This is a genomic window from Amphibacillus sediminis NBRC 103570 (assembly GCF_001552275.1).
Taxonomy (GTDB): domain Bacteria; phylum Bacillota; class Bacilli; order Bacillales; family Amphibacillaceae; genus Amphibacillus_B; species Amphibacillus_B sediminis.
Window position 1 is genome coordinate 26,266 of record NZ_BCQW01000027.1, and the last position, 11,508, is coordinate 37,773.

An 11,508-nucleotide genomic window follows, 5' to 3' on the forward strand; every position below is an offset into this window, starting at 1 on the left:
CCCAGCCAGTTACACTTATAAATTGGTTTAAAGTGATCCATTTTATCCTTAGCAAGGAAATATGATATGCTAAAAGAAGACGATTAAGACTAATGAGGTGAAGAAATGAAATATCGAAAAATTGGTAATACTGATTTAGATGTATCTGTAATTGGATTGGGCACTTGGCAGTTCGGCGGAGAATGGGGTGTTGATTTCTCACAAAATCAGGTAGATGCCATTTTAGATCGAGCTCAACAAGAAGGAATAAATTTATTAGATACAGCTGAGTGTTATGGTGATCATCTGTCAGAAAAATTTATTGGAAACTATTTAAAACGCCATCACCGCGAGGATTGGATTGTTGCAACAAAGTTTGGTCATCATTTTCACGCCCCATTTGAACGCACTCGAAATGTTGATGCTGAGGACGTACTTAAACAACTAGATCGCTCACTTAAGGCTTTAGAAACAGACTATATTGATTTATACCAATCCCACTCATTTACCGATCAAGAGTTTGAAAATGATGCACTTTGGACGATGTTGGACAAGCAGAAGCAAGCTGGAAAAATTCGTTACCTGGGACTATCTTTGCAAAATCAGCCTAGTGTATTTCAAACGAAAGCGGCCAAATCTGTTGGTGTTGATGCCTTGCAGATCGTCTATAATAGATTGACGAAAGAGCCCGAAAAAGAGATTTTTCCAATTGCTGAGCAACAACAATTAGGTGTTCTGGTACGTGTTCCATTGGCAAGTGGCTATCTAAGTGGAAAATACAAGCCTGATGCTATCTTTAAAGATGAAGATGTTCGTTCAAGACACGATCAAGAAGAAAGAAAAAGAAAGCTAGCGTTAGTTAGTCAAATTGCAGAAACTGAAGTTCCCGAGGACATACCAATGGCAGCATGGGCTCTAGCTTGGTGCCTAAAACATCCTGCTGTTACGACTGTCATTCCTGGCTGCAAATCCCCTGAACAAGTCAGCAAAAATGCAGCCGCAGCTCAGCTTGATGAGGTTAGCCCAGCACACCCACAACACGTCGATAAGTAATCCATTTTTCATGACTAGGGAGACACGGAGTAAACCGAGGTCTCCCTGTTCTGTCAATGAGGACACAGCTCCAGATTCGATCACCTGTTATTCTCACCCTTAACGATCAAATCATCATAATCAAACACGGGAGTAACCTTTCTCCACTCCTTTTCGGTTCATATTATTTAAATACTCGAGTTGCCGCAACTGCCTTTTTCCAGCCTTGGTACAGTTGCTCGCGTTGAGTGGGACTGATTGATGGCTCAAAGGTTTGATCAATACACCAATGACGTGCAATCTCGTCACGATTCTGCCAGAAACCTACAGCCAATCCTGCTAAATAGGCTGCGCCAAGTGCAGTTGTTTCATTGTTTTGTGGTCGCTCAACTGATACACCTAATAAATCACTTTGAAACTGCATTAAAAAATCATTTTTAACTGCTCCTCCATCCACTCTTAGTGTCTTTACCTTAATGTCAGCATCTTGCACCATTGTATCAAGAACATCTTTTGTTTGATAAGCAATCGATTCGAGTGTAGCACGAATAAAATGCTCTTTTGAAGTACCACGTGTAATACCAAAAAAAGCGCCTCTTGCTTCACTATCCCAATAAGGTGTGCCTAGACCAACAAAGGCAGGAACAAAATAAACACCCTCCGTAGATAGAATTCGTTTAGCATATCCCTCACTGTCTGAAGCTTTAGAAATTAATTGTAATCCATCCCTTAACCATTGAACTGCAGATCCAGCGACAAAAACACTTCCTTCTAACGCATACGTGACTTCGCCATCCAAATGCCAGGCGATGGTTGTAAGTAAGCCATGCTCTGACTTAATCGCTTTAGAACCTGTTGGCATTAGCATAAAACAACCTGTCCCATACGTGTTTTTCACCATACCCTGCTGGTGGCAGGCTTGGCCAAATAATGCAGCCTGCTGATCACCAGCAATACCTGCAATCGCAACTTCCTCACCAAAGAAATGATAGCTAATTGTTTTCCCATAAACTTCAGAAGATGAACGAACCTCAGGCATCATACTTTTAGGGATTTGGAATAAGGCTAATAGTTCTTCGTCCCAATCCAAGCTGTGAATATTGAAGAGCATCGTTCGTGAAGCATTTGAATAATCCGTGATATGGGCTTCTCCTCCTGTAAATTTATAAATTAACCATGTATCGATAGTGCCAAACATTAAATCACCTTGCTCAGCCTTCATCCGAGCCCCATCAACATAATCTAATATCCATCTTATTTTGCTAGCTGAAAAGTAAGGATCAATTAATAAACCGGTTTTAGCACGAATCCATTCTGTAAACCCTTCTTCACGTAAGGTTTGGCAAATTTGCTCAGTTTGACGTGATTGCCAAACAATAGCGTGGTAAATGGGTTTACCTGTTTTTCTATCCCAAACCACCGTAGTTTCTCGTTGGTTCGTTATCCCAATACCGACCACATCACGTGCATTGATATCTGCTTTCCTTAATACGTCGGTCACACAAGCTAAAACAGATGTCCAAATTTCATCAGCATCATGTTCAACCCAACCAGGCTGAGGGAAAAACTGTTCAAATTCTCGTTGGGCCATGGCTTTAATTTGCCCTTGATCATTGACTAAAAAAGCTCGTGAACTCGTTGTCCCTTGATCAATCGTTAATATATATTTTTCCTTCATTTTAACTCTCCTATCAATAGTTGATTAAAAAATTTCTTTAATCATAAACGCCAACAAACAGATCCGGTGCTCAAACATTTGGTAGTTGACGTTTTCTATAGAGCAGCCGCTGCTTATTATCAAAAACAACAAGCTACCATTTTTCTTCACAAAAGGCGTGATTTGACCATATAAAGTGGAACTTCGTTCAGAAAGGGTTTCGACGCATAGGATGTGCTCGTACAGACGTTGCGACAAGACGTCACGAACTTAGTCAGCTTCCTCTCTCCCCCATTGAACGTGAGTTAAACCAATCAGGTCATTACTTGCTGTTGGATTTCCCACTTAGAGATGACGTATTCCCTTATTTCTTGTAGTGTGAGTCTTACAAAAGCCCTTCGATGGGGCGAGTAATCGCAGCCCCAGCCGGCTACACTGCGATAAAAAAGAAACGGCTCTTTAGAAAAAACAAAAAAAACACCTGTACCATCATTATTGCGCAAATTAGACATTTGTCCAACAATAACGGTACAGGCAAATACTTGCGAAGGGATGCAGCTCGCTTGCTACTTTTATATCATAACCAATTTTGAAAGCGTTATCAATAGTTTTTTATAAAAAAATTAAACTTTTTTTACTTTGAATCAAAACAATCTCATTTCGCTATAATTTTCGCTATAATATTCTCACATTGTTGCTTTTTCGCAGTATAAATAGCTGTTTTCAACAGAATTTACTATTTTTTCAGTTATTTTCAAGTGTAAATCGTGTTATTATACCAATAAGGCTCAATACTTCATAATCAGTAAATTAGTCCTTTATCTCAATTCTAACTCTCCTCTAAATAAACACTACTCATTTCGCTAATGATTAACTAATCTGGAAAGGAAGTGATTCAATGCATCAACATGAAACACAAACAAGTACGATAACGTTAAATCAAGATGTCAATTATTTAAACCAGATTCTAGATAAGGTGTTACGTCATGAAGGAGGAGAAGAACTCCTTAACACAGTTAAACATCTTCGCTCCTTATCAAGAGCACTTCGTGAAGATGATCAGCCCAATAATTTTGATCAGCTCAAAAAAGAAATTAATAAATTAGAGCCACCCTTACGAGAAAAAGTGATTCGTGCTTTTTCAGTTAATCTGCAATTGTATAATATTGCAGAGCAAAACTTTCGTGGTAGACGCCGACGTGAATATCAAATGCAGGATGACGACGTTATTCAAACCCGTTCCTTACAGGAAGGCGTTAATATCCTTTATGATAACAATATTTCTGTGGAACAGGTCGAACAAGCATTACAAGAGCTTTCACTAGAACTCGTCATTACGGCGCACCCTACAGAAGCAACACGTAGAACCATGTTACGCATCCATCAACGGATTGCTGACTTACTTAAAAAATGGGAGTTTGCTTATTCACGTTATTCAAAAAAAGTTATTCAAGAAATGATTGAAAATGAAATTCTGATATTATGGCAAACTGCTGAGATTCGTGAAAAAAAACCTTCAGTAATGAAAGAAGTCTCAAATGGTTTATATTTCTTTGATCAAGTATTGTTTAATGTTCTACCCTCCTTGCATCAGGATCTTGAAGATATTTTAGAAGATAAATATAATCATCGCTTCCATGTTCCTGCCTTTTTACGTTTCGGATCATGGATTGGTGGTGACCGAGACGGGAATCCTTACGTCACAGCGAAAACAACTTACAAAACACTTCAAGAGCATCGTGCTTTAGCGTTAACTAAATATAAAGAATCGATTGATAAGTTAAAGGAGAAGTTAAGTCAGTCAAATAAGAAGGTGACTGTGAGTGAAGAGCTAACAGAGTCAATTGCTAAAGACCAGCAAGAACTTCAATACAATGGCTGGCATAAACAAGATGAGGTTTATCGTGTTAAGCTTGGTTTAATTTTACGGAGACTACAGCTAACAGAAGCGGATGACCCACTTGGTTATCCTGATGCACATGCTTTGCGTGACGACCTATTACTTATTCAAGATAGCTTAGAAATGCATCATCCATGTCGAAACCCTATTAAACTTCTACGTCATGTCATTCGTCAGGTTCAGATTTTTGGTTTTCATTTAGCCACTCTTGATGTTCGCAATCATAGTGGGGAGCATGAAAATACCATTACTGAAATTTTACGTCAAGTCGGTATTGCTGAAGACTATAAGTCTCTTGATGAAGAAGCTAAACTAGCAACATTAATTAAGGTGCTTGAAGATCCACGACCACTTATTTCGATTTATGATGAGTTCTCGCCTGAATCACAGGAAATGATTGAAACATTCAGAACCATCAAAAATGCTAAGGACACCTTTGGCGAACGTGCGATAGAAGTCTATCTCATTAGTATGACGACCTCTGTTAGCGATATTTTAGAAGTATTAGTCTTAGCTAAGGAAGTTGGTCTTTATCGGGTATACCCAGACGGAAAGGTTCATAGTCGACTTCACGTCGCACCATTATTAGAAACAATTGATGATCTAAAATTTGGACCAAAAATGATCAAACGATTATTTGAAATACCACTATACCGTAAACATCTTGAGGCTCGGGGCGATCTACAAGAGATTATGCTCGGTTACTCAGATAGTAGCAAGGATGGTGGAAATTTAACGGCAAACTGGGAGCTTTACAAAACTCAGGATGAAATTCATTCCATTGCTTCATCCTACGGTGTTAAATTAAAGTATTTTCATGGCCGAGGTGGTTCATTAGGACGTGGCGGAAGTCCACTATATGCCAGTTTATTATCACAGCCACCGATTACTTTGGGCGATGGTGTTAAAATAACAGAACAAGGGGAAGTACTATCTTCAAGATATCTCTTGCCTGACATTGCTTATCGTAGTCTTGAGCAAGCAACAAATGTTTTACTGACATCGATTGCGGGGATAACTCAAACGGAAAAGCAAGCCGAAATGCCAAAAGAACAGGCTAAACAGGCAATGGCACATATATCTGAAGCTGCTTTAAATAAATACCAAGACCTTGTATTTGGGGATAAAGATTTCTTAAAATATTTTAATCAAGGGACACCATTGAACGAATTAGGTGCGTTAAACATCGGTTCACGCCCAATGAAGCGTAAAGGTAGTAACCGTTTTGAAGACTTACGTGCGATACCATGGGTATTTGCTTGGACGCAATCACGTCAACTATTGCCTGCTTGGTATGCTGCAGGTACAGGGCTAAAGGCCTATTTAGATGAAACAAATAATCTGGCATTTTTACAAGAGCTCTATCAACACTGGCCTTTCTTCCAGGTAACCATTAATAATTTACAAATGGCCTTAACTAAAGCTGACTTAGAAATTGCTGATGTCTACACAGATATGATTGAGAATCAAACAATTAGCCAGCGTATCTTTAATCAGATTAAAGAAGAGCATGCACTTACCAAAGAGATTGTGCTGCAAATTGTCCAACAGCAGGAGCTTATGGATCACCAACCTAATATTAAAGAGTCGGTTAAACTTCGTAACCCGTTAGTTGATCCACTTAATTTGATTCAAGTTCATTTAATTAAGCAGCTTAGAGAGCTTGAAAAATATGAAGAATCACCTGCCTTACTAGAAGAAGTATTGCAGACGATAAATGGTATTGCTGCTGGTCTACGAAATACCGGTTGATTTAAAAGACGATCTAGAGCTATAAATCGAGGCTCTTTGTCAACTGGCGTTGGTGAAATGATAATACCACATTTTATTAACTTATTTTTTCATGCGCTCAAGCAGCTAAGCTGCTTGAGCGTGTATTTGATTTGAAATGTTACTTTTTTGCTTTGTCTCGATGGTTTGAATCGAAAATGCAACAGATTCGGTTCTTATAATTTTGGAAATTGCCATATCCATAGCGACGCGATTAAGGACTTTTATCTTATTGTTAATCCTGTAACTGCTAAACTAAAGTGGACAATTGGGGGTGAATTAGAGCTTATTGTGCAAGTACATCACTATTTAAAAAACAGGGTTTCAAAGTCACAGCAATCGCAAGAAAATATAACTTATCTAGAACTACTGTCTATAATTATTTGGAAAAAGTTTTTGAAGGAAGCTTGCAGGTGGCTGAATGAATTGAGGACAAGAAAGAAAAAACTGGATCCTTACAAAGAACACATTTTAGCTTGGTTAAAGGAGCATCCGGATTTGTCAGCTTCTCAGGTTTCAGATTGGTTATGTGGACCTGCGCTGTAGCCAATGATTCCACCGTTATACAAGCGATAAAGAGACAGATATAATGTACTGTTGTACTCTGACATAGGTTATATTGCTAACCACAACTTCAAAGCTTGGTCCTGTTTGAAAGTACGATTCAGCGTATTCCCTCCCCCCATACTTTCCATTAACTGTGGATTTGCGTGGCTTAAAGTGGGCAACCGTACATTTTGAGACTAAGCCTTGTTCTTTCGTGATACAACCGATACGGCGGCATGAGACTTGCCAGTTCCGCTTTTCGAGTTCTTTTTTTGATTTGGGGTTGCTAATAAATATCACAGCTATTCTTGAAGATCTCCGTTATCGATTATGCTAAGGCTTCATCTTGAGACTCGCGTACTTTCGCTCCATGCGTGGTTTGCCATAAGCATGAAGTTGGACGATTTGATCCTTAAACTCTTTTGTAAAGATTTAACGTACTCTTTTGGTCATTTTATCCGATTCTCCTTAGTTGGTTGTTGTCTTTAATCTACATGACCTTAAAGTATTTGCCCAACTAAGTATAACCTATCCATTTTACCGTTCACTTTACATTTACACTTATACATTAACTCCTGATTTACAGCTATGACTTTGTAAAAATAGTACTGAAGACAAATAACAAGCTACTTATAGCTACACCAATAATAAGAAAAACATAATTCCTTGTAAAAACATAAGCAATACACCCAATAGCTAACATAAGCATTGTAAGTATAACAAAAGAATTTTTCCCTTTTTTTCTCATATAGATTAAGCTCCTTTTAAATAAATATTATTATACACTATTTGTAAAGTTCATTGTCTTTTATCCATGATTAAATTTTTATATTAGATCTTAATATAGATAGATACTGTTAACACTCTAATTCATGGTTATCTTTTAAGTACTGCACCGAAACAAACTTACAATTACATATTTTGTAAAAATAGTAATTCAGTCATCCTATTCTAATATATCGATCAAAATAAGTAAAATTAACAATATTAGACATTATCATACAATTTACACCTATTTACATCCAATTACTCAGTCGTTAAACTATAAGAGACGTTTTAAAAGAGGAGGTGTGAGCGATTAAAGGTAATAGTATAAGTAAGGCTTTTTTTAAAACAACGCCTGAAATAGAAAAACTGAGACATGAAATGTATCACAAATACCAAGAAACGCAGGATACCCAAGCAATTGTCGATTTATCACAAAGACTCGATCGATTAATTAATCAGTTTTATTTCTCCAAACCTCAAAATCAGACACATTAAAACATCAGTTTTATTTCTCTCCTAGTACTTCTCTATTCAATCATCGCTTACCCTACTTCAATCAAGTAGGTTTTTTTATTATTCAAATAGATTTCAGTCATTATTTTTAGATTCATTAGTATTGCACAAAAAATAATCGGTAAATGTTAAATGAAAAATGGACACGGAGTTATTTTTTATAAGCAAACCATGTCCAGTAATAACTTTTGATTGTAAGTGACTATTTTTGATTATATATGATCGAAAATGATTGATTTTTGAAAACGGTTCATTTATCATAGAATTATAATCATTAATGTTTGTTTGATGCTATTATCAAGAATCCTATTAATTTATAACCAATAAAGGAGGAGTAACACGACATGAAAATTACCGATCTAATTAGTAAAGATACCATTAATCTTGAACTAAGCGCTCATTCAAAAGCTGATGTGATCAATAGCTTAGTCCAAACACTTGCGTCAGCAAATAAGCTTACAGACGAAAACGCCTTTAAATCAGCCATTTGGGAACGTGAAAACCATACATCGACAGGCATTGGTGATGGTATTGCGATCCCCCATGCCAAAGCAAAAACAGTTAAGCAACCAGCTATCGCATTTGGTCGATCATTAGCAGGGGTTGATTATCAATCGCTTGATAACAAGCCTGCTCACTTGTTTTTTATGATTGCTGCCTCAGAATCTGCCGATAATGATCATTTGGATACATTAGCTCGCTTGTCGAGCATGTTAATGGATTCGTCTTTCCGCGACGACTTGTTAGCAGCGCAAAGTGATGATGAAATATTGACAATCATTGATCAAAAGGAGCAACAAAAACAAGAAGAGCAAGGAGCAGCTCAAAAATCAGCCAGCAAATACTTGTTAGCTGTAACCGCATGCCCAACTGGTATCGCTCATACTTATATGGCAGCCGATGCTCTCAAAGCACAAGCCGATCAGCTTGGTTACCAAATCAAGGTTGAAACACGCGGCTCTGGCGGTGCTAAAAATGTTTTGACCGATCAAGACATAGCAAGGGCAGATGCCGTTATTATTGCAGCAGATACTAAGATTGATCTAAATCGCTTTGATGGCAAAGTCGTAATTGAAGCGGGGGTGACAGATGGGATACGTCGTCCTGAAGCTTTGATTAATCGCGCCCTAGCGAATGATGCACCACGCTACCGTAGTCATGATCAGACCGCAAAATCGGAAAGTGGCAAACAAGGTAATGCCATTTATCGTCATCTAATGAATGGGGTCTCTCATATGCTGCCTTTTGTTGTTGGGGGAGGTATTCTCATTGCCTTGGGCTTTATTTTTGGTATCGAAGCACATATACCTGGCGATCCGAACTATCATCGATTTGCAGAAGCATTAAACACCATTGGTGGAGGAAATGCTTTTGGATTAATGGTCCCAGTTTTAGCTGGTTTTATTGCCATGAGTATTGCTGATCGTCCAGGCCTTGCTCCAGGCATGGTCGGTGGCTTTATGGCAACACAAGGAGATTCTGGTTTCTTAGGTGGGCTAATTGCAGGTTTTCTAGCAGGCTATACTGTTGTTGCTTTGAAGCACCTTTTGGCTAGACTGCCTGATTCCCTAGATGGAATTAAAACTATCCTTATCTATCCATTGCTTAGTATTTTCATTACTGGGATGCTGATGTTCTTTGTAGTTGAAATACCTGTAGGAATGTTTAATCATGCTTTAGGTAGTTGGCTACAAAGTATGGGGACGACCAATGCCGTTTTACTCGGGCTCATTTTGGGAGGAATGATGGCTGTTGACATGGGCGGACCAATAAATAAAGCAGCTTACACATTTGGACTCGCGATGATTGCCGAGGGATTCTTCACCCCACATGCAGCGATTATGGCAGGAGGAATGGTGCCTCCATTAGGGATTGCCCTAGCAACCCTATTATTTAAAAATAAGTTTACTCAAGAAGAACGCGATGCAGGTAAAACCAATATTGTAATGGGGATTAGTTTTATAACAGAAGGAGCCATTCCTTTTGCAGCAGCTGATCCCGGACGCGTTATTCCATCATTGGTTGTTGGCTCAGCTGTCACAGGTGCTTTATCTATGCTTTTTAACATTGGTATCCGCGCACCACATGGTGGTTTGTTTGTCATCGGATTAGTAGAGGGTAACGCGATGTTATATCTATTAGCCATAGTCATTGGTTCAATCATAACAGCTATCATGTTAGGCACTTTAAAAAAAGCTATCGATTAATGGGAGTAGCTTTAGAAAGCATAACCATTAATGACCACTATCAATGGTGCTAAACCAAATCAAAGATAGCAGAGCATAATTTTTAATAAAGTCTCCAGTCAGTTGAAAAAGCCACGTTCATGTTTCACTGACTGGAATTTGTTATAAAGTGAAACTTCGTTCAGTGGGGGGTTCGACCGATAGGATGTGCTTGTACAGACGTTGCGACACGACATCGCGAACTAAGTCAGCTTCCTCTCCCCCCTCTGAGCGTTAGTTGAACCATCGAGACGTTAATGGCTGTTGGATCTCGCACTTAGACATGACGTGGTTACTTATTTCTTGAATTGGGAGTCTTATAGACAGTTACACTGCGATATATGCTTACCTAACCATGTGAGCCCAGCCCTTATCTAACCTATTTCACTGTTTGTATCAGGTGGATTGATTTTAAGGGTAATCGGAAAATAGTGTGGAAAGAGGGTTAAAAGGAACCCTCCTCCATTGCCTTAGTCAGTGTGGAAAAATCAGCACCATAAATTTCTTCATACACCCATTCATAGCCAGTTTGTGCCCAATTCGGGAATTGATCAGATAACATTTTTCCAAAAAAAATAAGTCATCAATTCTTTAGGAACATTTGTAAGCCATTTTTGGTACAGTTTATATGCTTCGTTGATTGATTCAGCTTCATAGATGTCAAAAAATTGCTCTTTAAGTTCGTATGCTTGACCAAGTAACGGGAACTTGTCAGTCCATACTTGCAATTTTATTTGATCATCGAAGTCGTTAAGGTCTCTTCGTCTTGTAAGAAGTACATAACGATCTCCCATAAGTTGTCTACGTTCTTTGAATGACACATTTTGCCGGTTAGCTTTTCGGATTTTCTCTAAGGCTTCATTGGCTAATTTTACAACATGAAACTTGTCAATTACGATTTTGGCATGTAGTATTACTGTATTAACAGCACTTTTATAAAGATTCCACATATCCATTGCCACAAGTTCAATTTTATCAATGTCTTGGAGCTTTGATAGGTAACTGATAACCGTATCTTTATTACGTTTACGTAAGATATCTATTACCGACTTGTTTTCAGCATCTGTGAGGACGCACCGATAGTTTTTAAGCAAATGGACTTCATCAATACCAAGCCA

At 38.3% G+C, this 11,508-nt stretch carries 7 protein-coding genes and 1 pseudogene; 5 read left to right on the top strand and 3 right to left on the bottom strand.

The features are described from left to right. Positions 1–105 precede the first annotated feature (105 nt). The gene (locus ASE01S_RS13180; RefSeq protein WP_067843288.1) at positions 106–1,032 is read left to right on the top strand and encodes an aldo/keto reductase; all 927 of its coding nucleotides are present in this window, start codon (positions 106–108) and stop codon (positions 1,030–1,032) included. Between the two features lie 163 nt (positions 1,033–1,195). Here ASE01S_RS13180 and glpK read toward each other — a convergent pair whose 3' ends face one another. Next, positions 1,196–2,689, bottom strand: coding sequence for a glycerol kinase GlpK (glpK, locus tag ASE01S_RS13185; RefSeq protein WP_067843291.1), 1,494 nt, complete (start codon positions 2,687–2,689; stop codon positions 1,196–1,198). A gap of 877 nt (positions 2,690–3,566) precedes the next feature. On the opposite strand from glpK, the gene ppc reads away from it, so the two are divergent. Next, a complete protein-coding gene (gene ppc / locus ASE01S_RS13190) occupies positions 3,567–6,320 on the top strand; it encodes a phosphoenolpyruvate carboxylase (protein WP_067843294.1) in 2,754 nt (917 codons plus the stop codon). Positions 6,321–6,676: 356 nt separating this feature from the next. Then, entirely contained in the window at positions 6,677–6,763 is an 87-nt protein-coding gene (locus ASE01S_RS16245) for a hypothetical protein (RefSeq protein WP_245630384.1), read from the top strand. A gap of 90 nt (positions 6,764–6,853) precedes the next feature. On the opposite strand, the pseudogene ASE01S_RS16545 reads toward ASE01S_RS16245, so the two are convergent. After that, positions 6,854–7,251 (bottom strand): annotated as a pseudogene (locus tag ASE01S_RS16545) (transposase domain-containing protein); the annotation flags it as partial. A 767-nt stretch (positions 7,252–8,018) separates the two neighbouring features. Between ASE01S_RS16545 and ASE01S_RS16550 the strand changes: the two are divergent. Together ASE01S_RS16550 and ASE01S_RS13200 are read left to right on the top strand one after the other, a co-directional pair. Beyond that, complete coding sequence (locus ASE01S_RS16550) at positions 8,019–8,147, top strand: Spo0E family sporulation regulatory protein-aspartic acid phosphatase (RefSeq protein WP_373277958.1); 129 nt, start codon at positions 8,019–8,021, stop codon at positions 8,145–8,147. Positions 8,148–8,509: 362 nt separating this feature from the next. Continuing rightward, positions 8,510–10,372, top strand: coding sequence for a PTS fructose transporter subunit IIABC (locus ASE01S_RS13200; protein ID WP_067843300.1), 1,863 nt, complete (start codon positions 8,510–8,512; stop codon positions 10,370–10,372). Positions 10,373–10,941: 569 nt separating this feature from the next. Here ASE01S_RS13200 and ASE01S_RS13205 read toward each other — a convergent pair. Then, positions 10,942–11,508, bottom strand: a 567-nt coding sequence (locus ASE01S_RS13205) for a transposase (protein ID WP_174520240.1), incomplete at its 5' end; no start/stop codon positions are given.

Excerpts from the sequence above, each read along its gene's own strand:
- ASE01S_RS13180 (WP_067843288.1), top strand. The coding sequence starts at position 106 with ATGAAATATCGAAAAATTGGTAATACTGATTTAGATGTATCTGTAATT.
- glpK (WP_067843291.1), bottom strand. The coding sequence starts at position 2,689 with ATGAAGGAAAAATATATATTAACGATTGATCAAGGGACAACGAGTTCA.
- ppc (WP_067843294.1), top strand. The coding sequence starts at position 3,567 with ATGCATCAACATGAAACACAAACAAGTACGATAACGTTAAATCAAGAT.
- ASE01S_RS13200 (WP_067843300.1), top strand. The coding sequence starts at position 8,510 with ATGAAAATTACCGATCTAATTAGTAAAGATACCATTAATCTTGAACTA.